General features: G+C 71.2%; 10 protein-coding genes. 5 read left to right on the top strand and 5 right to left on the bottom strand.

All coding sequences use genetic code 11. From position 1 onward, the window contains the following. Window positions 1-279 precede the first annotated feature (279 nt). Window positions 280-456: a hypothetical protein gene (locus AB0I49_RS34110; protein ID WP_363231073.1), complete on the bottom strand. Its 177-nt coding sequence runs from the start codon at window positions 454-456 to the stop codon at window positions 280-282. A 593-nt stretch (window positions 457-1049) separates the two neighbouring features. Here AB0I49_RS34110 and AB0I49_RS34105 point away from each other — a divergent pair. Further along, on the top strand, window positions 1050-4700 hold the full coding sequence (locus tag AB0I49_RS34105) for a hypothetical protein (RefSeq protein ID WP_363231072.1): 3651 nt from the start codon (window positions 1050-1052) through the stop codon (window positions 4698-4700). 268 nt (window positions 4701-4968) lie between these two features. Here the strand turns inward: AB0I49_RS34105 and AB0I49_RS34100 are convergent, their stop codons facing one another. Continuing rightward, window positions 4969-5535: a Uma2 family endonuclease gene (locus tag AB0I49_RS34100; protein WP_363231071.1), complete on the bottom strand. Its 567-nt coding sequence runs from the start codon at window positions 5533-5535 to the stop codon at window positions 4969-4971. Window positions 5536-5652: 117 nt separating this feature from the next. On the opposite strand from AB0I49_RS34100, the gene AB0I49_RS34095 reads away from it, so the two are divergent. From AB0I49_RS34095 to AB0I49_RS34085, 3 genes are all read left to right on the top strand, one after another. Further along, entirely contained in the window at window positions 5653-7731 is a 2079-nt protein-coding gene (locus tag AB0I49_RS34095) for a thioredoxin domain-containing protein (RefSeq protein WP_363231070.1), read from the top strand. 113 nt (window positions 7732-7844) lie between these two features. Continuing rightward, window positions 7845-8861 (top strand): NADP-dependent oxidoreductase, encoded by a 1017-nt coding sequence (locus AB0I49_RS34090; RefSeq protein ID WP_363231069.1) that lies wholly within the window; start codon window positions 7845-7847, stop codon window positions 8859-8861. 20 nt (window positions 8862-8881) lie between these two features. Next, on the top strand, window positions 8882-9358 hold the full coding sequence (locus AB0I49_RS34085) for a MerR family transcriptional regulator (RefSeq protein ID WP_363231068.1): 477 nt from the start codon (window positions 8882-8884) through the stop codon (window positions 9356-9358). Here AB0I49_RS34085 and AB0I49_RS34080 read toward each other — a convergent pair. From AB0I49_RS34080 to AB0I49_RS34070, 3 genes are all read right to left on the bottom strand, one after another. Further along, window positions 9348-9971 carry a TetR family transcriptional regulator gene (locus tag AB0I49_RS34080; RefSeq protein WP_363231067.1) on the bottom strand — a complete coding sequence of 208 codons (624 nt, stop codon included), beginning with the start codon at window positions 9969-9971 and terminating at the stop codon, window positions 9348-9350. The two genes, AB0I49_RS34085 and AB0I49_RS34080, sit on opposite strands and share 11 nt — an antisense overlap. A 5-nt stretch (window positions 9972-9976) precedes the next feature. Beyond that, the gene (locus AB0I49_RS34075) at window positions 9977-11716 is read right to left on the bottom strand and encodes a DHA2 family efflux MFS transporter permease subunit (protein WP_363231066.1); all 1740 of its coding nucleotides are present in this window, start codon (window positions 11714-11716) and stop codon (window positions 9977-9979) included. 186 nt (window positions 11717-11902) lie between these two features. Then, a complete protein-coding gene (locus AB0I49_RS34070; RefSeq protein WP_363231065.1) occupies window positions 11903-12604 on the bottom strand; it encodes a hemolysin III family protein in 702 nt (233 codons plus the stop codon). Window positions 12605-12877: 273 nt separating this feature from the next. Here AB0I49_RS34070 and AB0I49_RS34065 point away from each other — a divergent pair, with 273 nt between their 5' ends. After that, complete coding sequence (locus tag AB0I49_RS34065; RefSeq protein WP_363231064.1) at window positions 12878-14701, top strand: phosphoenolpyruvate carboxykinase (GTP); 1824 nt, start codon at window positions 12878-12880, stop codon at window positions 14699-14701. Window positions 14702-14836: the final 135 nt, after the last annotated feature.

Raw genomic sequence — 14836 nt, 5'->3', positions numbered from 1 at the left:
GTCGGGACCGGTAGCTCCGCGGTCGCGGAGCTACCGGTCCCGACACGGCCTGGGCGGATGGCGGCACAGATGAAGTTGTACATCACGTGCCTTGCCGTGTGGGCGAGTTCAGGCCATCCAGATCCCTGCTGATGTCACACGCAAAATTATTTACTAAGCCGTGAGCAGGGAGCACTACATGCTCCCGAGTTAAGGAGAGGAGTAGGCAGTCGACCTGACGGTTCAATATGTCGCGGAAGCGCGGGTACGGCCGGATAGCGCGCCGCCTGATACATCCCCTCAACGCGACCGCCGACGTACGAGGATGCTGAGCGTCGTCCGCGCGTCCTTGCGTCGCTCGGGTGCGGAGGCGAGGACGGAGACGAGGGCCACGATGAACAGGACGCCCGTGTAGAGAAGGCCGGCGCATCCGCTCAAAGCGGCGGTGTAGTAAAGAAGGTGGGGGAGCTGAGGCACGGGCTGTCCTTCTGTCGGGAGCCGGGTTCGGCTGCTGTGGCGATGGCTCCAGACTCGTGGCGGTGGTGGGCCACGGACAGTTGCGCTGACTGTTGCGCCACGATTTCCGCAGGTGGGGCCTGCTGAAGTCGTACGACGAAGGCCGAGTTTTCGGGTAGCGAGCAAGGGACGGGAGCGGGGCGGTGGCGGCTTCGTCGAGGCCCGCACGTGACGGACTGCGCGACATGCTGGAACGGGCGTGGGAAGCCGCAGGGGAGCCGCGTGCCGGAGCAGTGGTTGAGGGGTTGGAGATCGCTCCCGCGACATGGCAGGGCTGGCTTGAGGGGAAGACGGTTCCCTCACCGGAGCGAGCGCGTGGCTTCTGGTCCGTAGTGCGGAAGTTGCAGGATGCTTCCGGCTCCCCGGCGTACTCGGATGCTGAGTGGGAAGCCGCCCTGAGCGTGGCTCGGGAGGAAGCGACGGGCGCGCGGGATGGCCAGATCCTCCCGAACCGGCGGCGTGAGAACCCTGGCCTCCGCTTCGTCCGGCTGCACCAGGCGGCCCCCGACACCTCCGCGATCGAGGTCCGGGGGCGGACGGACGAGCGTACGGAGATGAACTCGTTCGTTCGGGACTCCCGAGCCGAGGCGCCGTCGTATCTGTGCTGGCAAGCCGATACTCCCGTGGGCAAGACCGCACTGCTCGCCGACTACGTCTCCCGACGACCCCCGGCGGACGCCGACATCTTGACCTTCTTCGTCTCCGCAGCCCACGGCACGGACACTCGCGCCGAGTTCGAGGAGGAGATCGTCGATCAGATCGACGTTTTCCTCGGCAGGCAGGGGAGCCCCGTTCCGAGCAACGTGCGGGGGTGGAAGACACTCTTCGCCGAAGCCGCCGCGAAGAGCGCGCGTTACGGGCGGAAGCTCCTGCTTGTCGTCGACGGGCTCGACGACGACGTGGCCTGGTCGGGCCTCGCCGCCGAGGGCCGTACGAGCGGTACGAGCGGTATGCCGGGGTCCAGGGGCGATGCCACCGAGCCCAAGGCAGTGCCCGTACGCGGAAGCATCGCCGCGCTCCTGCCCTCCCGTCCGCCACCCGGCATGCGCGTCATCGTCTCCCTCCGGCGTTGTGTGCGCTTCCCCGACGACTTGCCTCCAGTACGGCATCCACTGCGCCAGAGCCGATACCTGCGGACCCTTCTCCCCGTCGCAGGGGTACCGCTGCTCCGGCAACCGCCGCCGGATGCCGCCGTGCTCGGCGCACCGGTCGCGGGGCTGCTGGCCGTGGCGGGCGGCGGCCTGCGTACGACGGACTTGGCTGAGCTGACCGGGCTCCCCGTGGAGCGCCTCGACCGCTTGGCGCAGGGACCGGCGGGGCGCGCCCTCGTGACCGAGGACGCGGTGTCCCGGACGTATGCCCTTGCCGACCCCCGTCTCGTCCGCGAGGTGCGCGAGGACTTGGGTGCGGCAGGGATCTCGCGGCACACCCACGAACTGCTGACCTGGTCGCGGAGATGGCGTGCGGCCGGTTGGCCGGACGGTACGCCGCCGTACCCCTTGGGGCATCAGCTCCGTCTGCTGACCGACACCGCCGAACGCGCCGCGTACGTTCTCGACCTGCCTCGACTGCGCCGCCTCGCCGCCACGGCCGGGCCGGACGCCGCGTTTGCCCAACTGGTCGCTTTCGAGGCGGATGTCGGCGGGGCGGCTGCCGCCTCGTCCGACGGTGATGAACTGGCGACGCTCGTACCCCTCAGCGCCGCTCGGACACTGCTGCGCCAGGAAACACGTGACGTGCCTGACGGGGCCGCCTCCCTCTTCGTCAGGCTGGGGGACGCGGAGCGCGCACGCGGACTGGCCCGCTCGGCGCCCACGACGGTCGCCAGGGCCGTGCACCTGGCGGACGTGGCGGTGGAATTGGCGTACGCGGGGCGGGCCGACCCGGACGCCGTCGCTGTCGTACGAGAGGCAGTCGAGTGGCTGGCCCGTGACCGCGCGCACCAGGGCTTTCCCGGCGCCTTCCGAGACCCCGAGTCGTACGCACGGCTCCTCGGCGCCGCCCGCACGCTCGCGGCGCTGAACGGTTCCGACGCCGCCCGACCGCTGCTCCTCGCGGTGCTCCAGGATCCGGCGGCCGGGACGGAAGCGCTCGTCGAGGCGGCAGGGATGTTGGACCCGGTGCGGGATGCGGATGCTGTAGCGGTGTTGCGCGCCCGGGCGGAGACGCTCAGTGCGGGTGGCCTGCGTGCCCGGGCCGCGGCGGTGGACCTCTGGGGGGCCTTGGCGCGGGCCGCGCCTTCCCTCGGCCCCTACGCCGGTGATCGTATCGAGGCCGTCTGCGAGGAACTCGGCGACGCGGACGGGCTGGGCGCGGTCGACGTCCTGGCCACAGCGGCATCGGCGCTCATCGCTCTGCCCGCCAAGCGGCATCGCCGGGCCGCCGAACTGACGCAAATGGCCCTGGCCCGGATGCGCACGGCGTTTGAAGCGCTGAGGGACCCCGTTTCCTTGTCCGAAGAAGATCGGGCCCACCTCCGCCGCGAACTGGCCGGGACGCTGGCGCGCCTTGCCGAGGCGGTGGCCGACCCGGGCGGTATGAGGGGCGGCCTCGACGCCATCAGACGCCTCATGGAGACCCTGCCCGAAGGACTGCGCATCGGAGTGCTCGGGGACCCTCTGTTGGAACGGGCGCAGTGGACCGTCGAGGCAGCCGAGGACGAAAGGGAGCGGCTGGAGAGCAAGGCTGCGGCTGTTGCAGACGAGAAGAGGAGGGCGGAGCGCAGGGGTAAGGATGCCGAGCGCGAGGCATGGGACAAGGAGCGTAAGGAGTGGGAAGAGAAGCGCAAGGCCGAGAAGGAAGAGGAGCGCGACTCTCTTAGGGAGGCGCGCACGCGGCGCGTAAAGGCCCAGGCAGCGCAGGCGGAGCCAGAAGTCGCGCGGAGCGCGGTCCCAACCAGGCACAAACCGACACCCCGGCGTCCAGCCCCCCACAGGAGGTCGGCTGGCCTGCCTTCCCCCAGCTCCAGCCCGTCCGCCGATCCCCTACCCCTAGAGGCGGATGACCAGTTGGGCGCGGGCAACCTCCTGCGTAGCCGAGAACTACTGGAGGCCGCCCTACGGAACCGTCCTGCCACCCAGCTCTCGAAGCCCGCGAACACCCCACCCACCACAGGTGACTGGACGGTGGATCTGTGCCAGGCCATGGGCGCGGCAGGCGAGTCGGACGAGGCCGAAGCGCTCGCGCAGAACCTGCCCGACACACGTGACCGCGCGCGGCACCTGGCGGCCCTCTCCCTCGGGTGCTCCCTTGCCGGTTACGGCGACTCGGGCACCCGTTACGCCCAAGCGGCGGCATGCGCGCTGCCCGACGGTGCTGCCCCCGAACTGGCGAACGCCGTGGCCCAGGCGCTCGCCCACACCGGGGACGAGCCCGCGGCCTCAGCGATGGCCACAGGGGGTAGTGCCGCGCAGAGGCGGCAGGCGCTGACGGCCGTCGCCGCCGGGCTCGTACGGCACTGTCCCGAGGGGGCGGCACGCGTCGCCGGGCCCCTGGTGGAGGCCCTGGTGCGGCGGATCGAGGCCGGGGGCCAGGGCAGCCCACTCGCCCCTCTCCCCGAACTGGCGGCGCTGCTTCTCGCCTTCCCGGACGTCCGCCACCCCGACCCGCGACTGAGCGACGCTCTCCACCGCGCCGCGCTGCACGCGGCGGCCCCCGCCATGTCGTGGCCGACGCGCTCGATGGCCGTTCTCGCCCTGCTGGCCCGGCTCGGCTGCCTTCCCGACGAAGACGCCTACGTCGTCGCCAGCTCGATCGACAGATGGCGGCGCGCCCTCCAGCCGGGGGAGGAGCCCTCCGCGGAACTGGCCTTGCTGGCCGCTGTGGATGGCGACCCCGTTTCCGTGTGGCGGCATGCCGACGCGGCGAGGACGCCGGACGACCGAATGACGGCGTTCCGTTTCGCCGCCACGCATTTGGCCGGTGTCCGGGTGGCCTTGGCCACGGACAGCGGCGCCGACGACCGGGCGCTCCGGACCTGTCTGGCGCTCGCTCGGGCCTCTGGCGGTGGCAGCCTCCCCGACGAGCCGACGGCTCGACACATCACGCTGGGGCTGTTGAGGTCCGAAGGGTGGACTTACACGATCCCTCTGCTCCCAACACTTGCTCCCGGGGCGCTGGGGCACCTGGGCGCAATGGCGAAGGACGTCAGCCGGCACACGGAAGGACACACGGAAGGAGCCGCCGACAGAGGCGCATCGTCTTGAGGGTGAAGCTTTTTGGGCGCTTTATGGGGAGGCTGCCCAGTTCACCGCCCGCGAGCCCACCCCTGCCCGTTGCCGCGATATAGCGTGAGCGCCCCGCAGGGCCCCGGAGATCCATCGGGTCGGAGGGGGCCCTTGGTGTTTACGTATTACCTGCACGGGTGCCACCACAGGTCCGCCGGCGCCGACCGCCGCGCGAGTTTCTCAGCCCTCAGGCGGGGCCCGGGGCCAAGAAGGCTTCAGTCATGAAGAGATATTTCTCCAGCGCTTGTCAGATGGTTCCAAGGTCCACGGTCACGGCGAAGGGCGCCGCAGTTTTGATCGTGCCGGTGAACATCTCGCCGTCCCTGTAGGCCTTGGTGGCGGGGTCGAGAACGTAGGTGTAGATGATCGGGACGCCGGTAGCGGCCTGTTCGACCCGCCAGTAGAAGGGGATGCCGGCCTTGGCGTACTGGTCCACCTTCACGATCCGGTCGGTGGTCTCCGAGCCGGGCGACACGACTTCGACGACCAGGAGGACGTGTTCCGGGCGTGTGGGCGTGAGGTCGATGGTCTCCGACCGGTAGACGATGACGTCCGGGCGACGGTTGGTGAGTGGAACGTCCTGCAGTCGGACGTCGAAGTCCGTGTCGGCGTTCCAGTCCGGGCCCGCGGCGACGTCCAAGGCATTGGCCAGGATCCGGGCCAGCCGGTTGTGCCGTTTGGAGGCGCTCGGGCTCACTACGACCATCCCGTCCACGATCTCGATGCCGGCGCACTGCTCCTCGGACCAGGAGTCGTACTGCTCCGCGCTGATCTGCGCGTGCATCCACGCGGGTGCGACCATCTCGGCGCTCATGGCGTACCTCCTCGAGGATGTCCGTCAGGTCCGGTGCTGCTCGGTCCAGCGTACTTGCCCCCCCAGCCAGGGCGCCGAGTCTGAACAGAACTGCGGCGGCGTGAGAGGCTGGATCGTATGAACCGGTTGGCTGGTGTGACCTCGCCTTATCTGCTTCAGCACGCTGACAATCCGGTGGACTGGTGGCCCTGGACGCCGGAGGCTTTCGAGGAAGCCCGACGGCGCGATGTGCCCGTACTGCTATCAGTCGGCTACTCAGCCTGCCACTGGTGTCATGTGATGGCTCATGAGTCGTTCGAGGATGAGGTCACCGCGGCGTTTCTCAATGAGCACTTCGTCTCCGTCAAGGTCGATCGTGAGGAGCGGCCCGATATCGACGCGGTCTATATGGAGGCGGTGCAGGCGGCCACGGGGCAGGGCGGGTGGCCCATGACCGTGTTTTTGACCGGGGAGGCGGAGCCGTTCTACTTCGGGACGTACTTCCCGCCCGAGGCGCGGCATGGGATGCCGTCGTTCCGGCAGGTGCTGGAAGGGGTGCGGGTCGCCTGGGCGGAGCGGCGGGATGAGGTGGGGGAGGTCGCCGGGCGGATTGTGCGGGACCTCGCTCAGCGCACGCTGGCCGTCGGCGGGGCGCAGCCGCCCGTTGCCGAGGATCTGCACGCTGCCCTCATGGGGCTCACCCGGGAGTTCGATTCCGTGCGGGGCGGGTTCGGCGGGGCGCCTAAGTTTCCGCCGTCCATGGTTCTTGAGTTTCTGCTGCGGCATCATGCGCGGACGGGGTCCGTGGCCGCTGTGCAGATGGCCGGGGCGACCTGTGAGGCGATGGCTCGCGGGGGGATCTACGACCAGCTCGGGGGTGGGTTCGCGCGGTATTCGGTGGATTCGGAGTGGGTGGTTCCGCACTTCGAGAAGATGCTGTACGACAACGCGCTGCTGTGCCGCGTGTACGCCCATCTGTGGCGGGCCACCGGGTCGGATCTCGCTCGGCGGGTCGCCCTGGAGACCGCGGATTTCCTGGTGCGGGAGCTGCGTACGGAGCAGGGCGGGTTCGCTTCCGCGCTGGACGCCGACAGTGATGACGGGAGCGGCCGGCACGTCGAGGGCGCGTACTACGTGTGGACGCCGGAGCAGTTGCGCGAGGTCCTCGGGGACGACGACGGGCGGCTCGCCGCCGAGTACTTCGGGGTGACGGAGGAAGGCACCTTCGAAGAAGGCGCGTCCGTGCTCCAGCTCCCCGACACCGAGCGGCTCCTCGACGCCGGGCGGCTCACGTCCGTACGGGAGAGGCTGCTCGCGGCGCGCGAGGAGCGGCCACGCCCCGGGCGCGACGACAAGATCGTCGCCGCCTGGAACGGGCTGGCCGTCGCCGCCCTCGCCGAGACCGGCGCGTACTTCGACCGCCCGGACCTCGTCCAGGCCGCCACCGACGCCGCCGACCTGCTCGTACGCACCCACATGGACTGGCACGCGCGGCTCTTCCGCACCTCCCTGGACGGCGTCGCCGGCTCCCACGCCGGAGTCCTGGAGGACTACGCCGACGTCGCCGAGGGCTTCCTCGCCCTCGCCGCGGTCACCGGCGAAGGCGTGTGGACCGACTTCGCGGGGCTCCTCCTGGACACCGTCCTCATCCAGTTCACCGCCGAGGACGGCGCCCTCTACGACACCGCCGCCGACGCCGAGGCCCTGATCCGACGGCCCCAGGACCCCACCGACAACGCGGCGCCCTCCGGATGGACCGCCGCCGCCGGGGCGCTCCTGTCGTACGCCGCCGTGACCGGCAGCGCCCCGCACCGCCAGGCGGCCGAACGGGCGCTGGGCGTCGTCAAGGCGCTCGGCCCGCGCGCGCCCCGGTTCATCGGCTGGGGCCTCGCCGCCGCCGAAGCGCTCCTGGACGGGCCCCGCGAAATCGCCGTCGTCGGCCCGTACGACGACCCGGCCACCCGGCGCCTGCACCGCACCGCCCTGCTGTCCACCGCCCCCGGCGCGGTCGTCGCCCTCGGCGAGCCGGACGCCCCCGAGGTGCCGCTGCTCGCCGACCGGCCGCTGCTCGACGGCCGGCCGGCCGCGTACGTCTGCCGGCACTTCGCCTGCGACGCGCCCACCGCCGATCCGCAGGTGCTGGCCGGGCTGCTGCGGACCCCCGGGGACGGAGACGGGGACAGGGATGGGGATGGGGGCGCGCAGGTAGGCAGCTAGTGAGTGCCAGGCCTGCGCCCTCGGGAACCCGGTTCGCCAATTCACTTGAACTTGACGTGCGCGTCAAGATCTAGCGTCATGGCGAATCCATCCGTCCCGCGAGGAGTCCGCACATGACCACCGCGTCCATTCCCGCAACCCACCGCGAGGTCCGCCTCGCCGCACACGTCGAAGGGCGGCTGACCGACGGGCATTTCGAGATAGCCGAGGTTCCGGTTCCCCGGCCCGGCCCCGGTGAGCTGCTCGTACGCAACAAGACCATGGCCGTGGCCGCCGTGATGCGGACGCTGATGGCCGCGGAGAGCCCCGTCCCGATGCCGCACTTCAAGCTGGGGGAGGCGCTGACGGGGCCGTCCGTCGCCGAGGTGGCCGTCGCCGGGTCCGGCACCGGGTTCGCGCCCGGCGACCTCGTCACGACGCAGTCCGCGGGCTGGCGCGAGTACGCGGTCGTATCCGAGGGCGAGGCGCAGCGCGTTGATCCGGACCTGCTGCCCGACCCCGGCGCGTACCTCTCCCAGGGCCCCACCGCCTACATGGGCATCGTGCGCACCGCCGAAGTCCGTTCCGGCGACACGGTGTTCGTGTCCGGCGCGGCCGGCGGGGTCGGCACGCTCGCCGGGCAGATCGCCCGGCTGCGCGGCGCCGCGCGGGTCATCGGATCGACGAGTTCGCAGGCCAAGGCGGACGTACTGACCAAGGAACTGGGTTACGACGCGGTCGTCCTCCGCGGCGCCGGACCCATCGAGGAGCAACTGCGCGCGGCGGCCCCCGACGGCATCGACGCGGTCTTCGACAACGTCGGCGGCGAGCAGCTCCAGGAGGCCGTGAAGGTCGCCAACCGGGGCGCCCGCATCGCCCTGATCGGCGCGCTCTCCGGCCAGTTGGGGGAGGGCGCGCTGGCCACGTTCGACACGCTCGCTCTCGTCGCGAACGGCATCACGCTGCGCGGAGGGGCGCTCTACGACAACCTCGACGTGATCCCCGAGTGGCACCGCGCCTTCGGCCGCGGGCTGCGCGACGGCACGCTGACCTTCCCGCACGCGCGGCTCTCGGGCATCGAGTCGGCCCCTCGCGCGTTGAGGGAGTTGACCGAGGGACGTCACATCGGCGCGGTGCTGGTGGAGATGTAGTCCTCGGCGGGGAGGACCGGATGCGGATCGGCGACGCGGCGGCCGCCGCGGGGCTCACACCGCGAGCTGTGCGCTACTACGAGCAGCAGGGGCTGCTCGCGGCGCGGCGGACACCGTCGGGCCACCGGCTGTACGGGCCGGACGACGTGCGGCGGCTACGGACCGTACGGGGGCTGCTGGAGGCCGGGCTGACCGTGGGGGACGTGCGGTCCTTCGCTGAGGAACTGGACCGGGTGCCCGCCGAGGGCCTGGACCGGGCGCCCGCCGAGGGACTGGACCGGGCGCCCGCCGGAGACGGCGCCGGGCAGCGGTTCTTCGCCGCGGCCGGCGCCGGCCCCTGTCCCGCCGTGGAGGAGGTGATCAGACGCCGGCTGGCCGACCTGGACGCCCGTATCGAGCGGCTGACGGAGCTGCGCCGGCGGCTCGCGGACCAGGTGGGGGAGGGGCCGCGGGAGCCGGGGCGGGCAACCCCGTACGCGGGGGCGCTCAGAGAGTGAGCCCGCGGCCGAGCACGTCGAGCGCCTGCTCCATGAGGGTGATCAGATCCTCCTGATGGCCGTTGCGGGCCCAGTGCATCAGCGCCGCCTCGAAGGCGCCGAACACCGCCCCCACCAGGACCTCCACCTCGATATCGCCGGCGGGCCGGCCGGTGCGCTCGCAGAGCACGCCGGCCAGCACCCGCCCGGACTCGGCCATGCTCTCGTTGGAGCGGGCCCGGAGGGCAGGCACCTCCTGGAGGAGCCTGGTGCGCTCGATCATCTCCTCCCACTCGCCCTCGAAGACCTGGCGCAGCGGGGTCAGGATGCTCTGCCGGATGGACTCCAGCGGGGCCTCGCCCGGCGGCCGGGCCCGTAGCGCCGCCTCCATCAGGGCGTCGTACTCGTCGGTGAGGACGATGTCTTCCTTGGTGGGGAAGTAGCGGAAGACGGTGCTGGGGGAGATGTCGGCGGCGGCGGCGATCTGGTCGACGGGCGTCGCGTCGTAGCCCTGCTCCTTGAAGAGCCGGTAGGCGGCCCGGCGGATCGCCTGACGGGTCTGGATCTTCTTCCGCTCGCGCAGCCCGAGCTTGGGCTCGGGTCGCGCCTCGGGTGTCGTGGGTGCGGCGGCCATGGGGCTCATTGTCCGGCATCGACGGGGGCGGGGGCCATGTCTTCGCTGGTGACGGTTGTTGCGGTGGCGCCGGTCGGGGTCTTCGGGACGGCAGTGCCGGCCGGGAGCGACAAGGTTGTCGTGTCAGCAGTGTTGGTCGGGACCGTCGTGTCAGCAGTGCCGACCGGGGCCTTCGGGGCGGCAGTGCCGGTCGGGGCTGTCGGGGCCGTTGACTCCATCGGAGCAACCGTGGTCGCCGTCGTGCGCCCTGTTCGCCGCGCATTGGGCAGGAACGCCGCGACGAGCAGGGCGGCGGCCAGCGCGGCGATGCCGGTGACCAGCAGCGCCAGGTTCATGCCGTCGACGAACGACGCGTCCGCCGAGTGGCGCAGCGCCGCGTCGCCGAGCCTGGCGGCGACGACGTGGCCGCCGACTACCGATTCGCCCGCGGCGCGGGCGGCGTCGTGCGGCAGCCCGCCGGTGTCGAGGTGGGAGCGGTACGCGGCGGCGAGCAGGCTGCCGAGGACCGCGACGCCGATGGCCCCGCCGACCTGGCGCAGCGTCATCAGCAGCCCGGAGCCGCTGCCCGCGCGGTCGCGGGGGAGCGCGCCGAGGGCGTTGCTCATGGCGGGGATGAGGGCGAAGCCGAACCCGAAACCGGTGATGAGCAGCCAGACCACGACCGTGCCGTAACCGTCGCCCAGGTGGGTGTCGCAGGCGAGCAGCGCGGCGAAGGCGAGGACGAACAGCCCGCCGGAGATGACGGTCCGCGGTCCGAACCGCGCGACCAGCGGCGGGGCGCCGCGCGAGGCGACGAGCAGCCCGGCCATCATCGGCATCATCCGCAGCCCGGTGCCGAAGGCGTCGTTGCCCTGGATTACCTGGAGGTACTGCGGCAGCACGAAGAGCAGGCCCATCAGGGTGAACGTCACCAGGGTCGCGGCGATGACGTTCCACCGGAAGCCGCGGTCGCCCAGCAGCGTCAGATCGAGCATCGGCCGGGCGGAGCGCCGCTCGCGCAGGACGAGCGCGGCCAGCAGCACCACGGCCGCCGCGAACGCGCCGAGGACGACGGCGGAGCCCCAGCCGCGCTGCGGGCCCTCGATGACGCCGAAGACGAGCAGGCCCAGGCCGAGGGCGGTGAGGGCGCTGGAGACCGTGTCGACCTTGGGGGAGGCGGGGTCCTTGGTCTCGGGGAGCAGGAAGACGCAGGCGGCGATGCCGATGGCGACCAGCGGCACGTTGATCAGGAAGACCGAGCCCCACCAGAAGTGGTCGAGCAGCCAGCCGCCGATGATCGGGCCGAGCGGCATGCCGAGCGCCGAGGCGGCGGACATCGCGCCGACGGCCTTGCCGCGCTCGTCGGGTCCGAACAGCGAGGGCAGTACGGACATGGCGAGCGGCATGATCAGCGCGGCGCCGGCCCCCATGACCGTACGGGCGGCGATGACCAGGCCCGGTGCGTCGACGCCGGTGCCCAGCAGGGAGCCGGCGAGGAATATCGCGAGGCCGGTGATGAGCATCCGGCGGCGGCCGAAGCGGTCGCCGAGGAGCCCGGCCGGGAGCATCAGGGCGGCGAGGACGACGAGGTAGGAGTCGGCGATCCACTGCTGCTCGCCGGTGCTGGCGCCGAGCTGCGAGGCCATGGTCGGCAGCGCGACGTTGAGGATCGTGCCGTCGAAGCCGAGTACGAGCATGCAGGCGACGATGGCGCCCAGCGCCCACCAGCGCCGGGGGTCGGGGCGGTCTTGCGTCGGCGCGCCCATGGGAGCCCTCCAGAGGTCTTTGACAGTCGGCTTCAAGTGCCAGTAACTCTCAAAAGATTAGTGCTGTCAATTTGGATTGTCTGTCATTTTCGATGAGGGGGGTGCGGCCTGGAGGCGGCCCCGGACAGGCGAGTGGCCGCGACCCGGATCGGGGCGCGGCCACAGGGGAGGGCTGGGGAATGGGTGCTACGCGTGGGTATAGGCCACCAGCGAGATGCCGACGTAGTGCACGACGAACGCGGCCAGCGTCAGCGAGTGAAAGACCTCGTGGAAGCCGAACCAGCGCGGCGACGGGTTCGGGCGCTTGATCCCGTAGATCACCCCGCCCGCGCTGTAGAGCACCCCGCCGACGATCACGCAGACGAGCACCGCGATCCCGCCCGCCTGGAGGAAGTCCGGCAGGAAGAAGACGGCGGCCCAGCCCATCGCGATGTAGCAGGGGGTGTAGAGCCAGCGCGGTGCGCCGATCCAGAAGACGCGGAAGGCGATGCCCGCCAGCGCCGCCCCCCAGACGGCCCAGAGCAGCGCCTGCCCGCGGGTGCCGGGGACCAGCAGCATGGTCAGCGGCGTATAGGTGCCCGCGATGATCAGGAAGATGTTGGCGTGGTCCAGTCGGCGGAGCACCGCGTCGGTGCGCGGGCTCCAGTTGCCGCGGTGGTAGAGGGCGCTCACGCCGAACAGCAGGCAGGCGGTGAGCGTGAAGATCGCGCACGCGACGCGGCCGCGCGTGCTGTCGGCCAGCGCGGTCAGCGCGACCCCGGCGAAGAGCACGGCCGGGAACATGCCGGCGTGCAGCCAGCCGCGCAGCCTCGGCTTCACGGTGGACGGCGGGGTCGCTGGTTCTCCCGGAAAGGGGACGGCGGCGGCGTCGGGAGGGGCGGAGGTCATGCGGCCAATGCTAGCTACGGCACCGTAGGTTACGGGTCAGTTCTGCGTGGCGATGGTCACGAGTGCGCCCCCTGGACAGACGGCACCCCTGGTCGGATGATCAAATGAGTGCGGTCGGCACCGGATGAGCGGTCACGAAGCGTCCGGGTCGCGGCCCCCATGGGGCAACTAACGTCAAATGCGGACATCTTGCGGGCATGTGTGCGGCAAGGGTCTGCTCAACCCTCAACTTCTGACGCCGGAGCAGCGCGGTTCCGGCGGGACGGAGCGATCGTGGCGCGCAGCAATGCGGCTCCCAGCACCCCCACCAACCACCAGGAGCTCCTCTCCTGGGTCCATGAGATCGCCGACCTCACCGAGCCGGACCGGATCGTCTGGTGCGACGGCTCCGAGGCCGAGTACGAGCGCCTGTGCGAGGAGCTCGTCGCGAGGGGCACGTTCCAGAAGCTCGACCCGATCAAGCGCCCGAACTCGTACTACGCCGCATCCGACCCCTCGGACGTCGCCCGCGTCGAGGACCGTACGTTCATCTGCTCCGAGAAGGAGGAGGACGCGGGGCCCACCAACCACTGGAAGGCTCCCGCGGAGATGCGGGACATCTTCACGGGGGAGCGGGGCATCTTCCGCGGGGCGATGCGCGGCCGGACCATGTACGTCGTCCCGTTCTGCATGGGCCCGCTCGGCTCGCCGCTCTCGGCGCTCGGCGTGGAGATCACCGACTCCGCGTACGTGGCCGTCTCCATGCGCACCATGACCCGGATGGGCCAGGCGGTCCTGGACGAGCTGGGCGACGACGGCTTCTTCGTGAAGGCCGTCCACACCCTGGGCGCCCCGCTCGCCGAGGGCGAGGCCGACGTCCCGTGGCCCTGCAACTCCACCAAGTACATCTCGCACTTCCCCGAGGCCCGCGAGATCTGGTCGTACGGCTCCGGCTACGGCGGCAACGCCCTGCTCGGCAAGAAGTGCTACGCGCTGCGCATCGCCTCCGTCATGGCGCGCGACGAGGGCTGGCTCGCCGAGCACATGCTGATCCTCAAGCTGACGCCGCCGCAGGGCGAGCCGAAGTACGTCGCGGCCGCGTTCCCGAGCGCCTGCGGCAAGACCAACCTCGCCATGCTGGAGCCGACGATCTCCGGCTGGACCGTGGAGACCATCGGCGACGACATCGCCTGGATGCGGTTCGGCGAGGACGGCCGGCTCTACGCGATCAACCCGGAGGCCGGGTTCTTCGGCGTCGCGCCCGGCACCGGCGAGCACACCAACGCCAACGCCATGAAGACCATGTGGGGCAACTCCGTCTTCACCAACGTCGCGCTCACCGACGACGGCGACGTGTGGTGGGAGGGCATGACCGAGGAGCAGCCCGCGCACCTCACCGACTGGAAGGGCAACGACTGGACGCCCGAGTCGGGGACCCCGGCGGCGCACCCCAACGCCCGGTTCACCGTCCCGGCCGGCCAGTGCCCGATCATCGCGCCCGAGTGGGAGGACCCCAAGGGCGTGCCGATCTCGGCGATCCTCTTCGGCGGCCGCCGCGCCTCGGCCGTGCCGCTGGTCACCGAGTCCTTCGACTGGCAGCACGGCGTCTTCCTCGGCGCCAACGTGGCGAGCGAGAAGACCGCCGCGGCCGAGGGCAAGGTCGGCGAGCTGCGCCGGGACCCGTTCGCGATGCTGCCGTTCTGCGGCTACAACATGGGCGACTACATGGGCCACTGGCTCAAGGTCGGCGCCGACAAGCCGGACGCGTCGAAGCTCCCGAAGATCTACTACGTGAACTGGTTCCGCAAGAACGAGGCGGGCAAGTTCGTCTGGCCCGGCTTCGGCGAGAACGGCCGCGTCCTGAAGTGGATCGTGGAGCGCCTGGAGGGCAGGGCCGAGGGCGTCGAGACCCCGATCGGCGTGCTCCCGACGCCGGACGCGCTCGACACCGACGGCCTCGACCTCGGCGCCGACGAGCTGGACTTCCTGCTCAGCGTCGACAAGGACGTCTGGCGCGAGGAGGCCGCGCTCATCCCCGAGCACCTCAACACCTTCGGCGACCACACGCCCAAGGAGCTGTGGGACGAGTACCGGGCGCTGGTGCGCCGCCTGGGCTGAGCGGGCCCGCAGGGGCGAAGGGACGAAGGGGCCGGGCCGGGACCGCGCGGGGGACGCGGTCCCGGCCCGGCCGGGTGGTGCGGCAGTGGTCCTGTGGGTTGTGGTCCTGTGGGTTGTTTTCCGCGAGCGTCTTAA

This window comes from Streptomyces sp. NPDC050617 (assembly GCF_040654795.1).
Lineage (GTDB): Bacteria > Actinomycetota > Actinomycetes > Streptomycetales > Streptomycetaceae > Streptomyces.
The sequence above is the reverse complement of the archived record's forward strand: the minus strand, read 5'-3'. Positions and strand labels throughout refer to the sequence as shown.

Excerpts from the sequence above, each read along its gene's own strand:
- AB0I49_RS34085 (WP_363231068.1), top strand. The coding sequence starts at position 8,882 with ATGCGGATCGGCGACGCGGCGGCCGCCGCGGGGCTCACACCGCGAGCT.
- AB0I49_RS34090 (WP_363231069.1), top strand. The coding sequence starts at position 7,845 with ATGACCACCGCGTCCATTCCCGCAACCCACCGCGAGGTCCGCCTCGCC.
- AB0I49_RS34105 (WP_363231072.1), top strand. The coding sequence starts at position 1,050 with ATGAACTCGTTCGTTCGGGACTCCCGAGCCGAGGCGCCGTCGTATCTG.
- AB0I49_RS34100 (WP_363231071.1), bottom strand. The coding sequence starts at position 5,535 with ATGAGCGCCGAGATGGTCGCACCCGCGTGGATGCACGCGCAGATCAGC.
- AB0I49_RS34075 (WP_363231066.1), bottom strand. The coding sequence starts at position 11,716 with ATGGGCGCGCCGACGCAAGACCGCCCCGACCCCCGGCGCTGGTGGGCG.
- AB0I49_RS34080 (WP_363231067.1), bottom strand. The coding sequence starts at position 9,971 with ATGGCCGCCGCACCCACGACACCCGAGGCGCGACCCGAGCCCAAGCTC.
- AB0I49_RS34070 (WP_363231065.1), bottom strand. The coding sequence starts at position 12,604 with ATGACCTCCGCCCCTCCCGACGCCGCCGCCGTCCCCTTTCCGGGAGAA.
- AB0I49_RS34095 (WP_363231070.1), top strand. The coding sequence starts at position 5,653 with ATGAACCGGTTGGCTGGTGTGACCTCGCCTTATCTGCTTCAGCACGCT.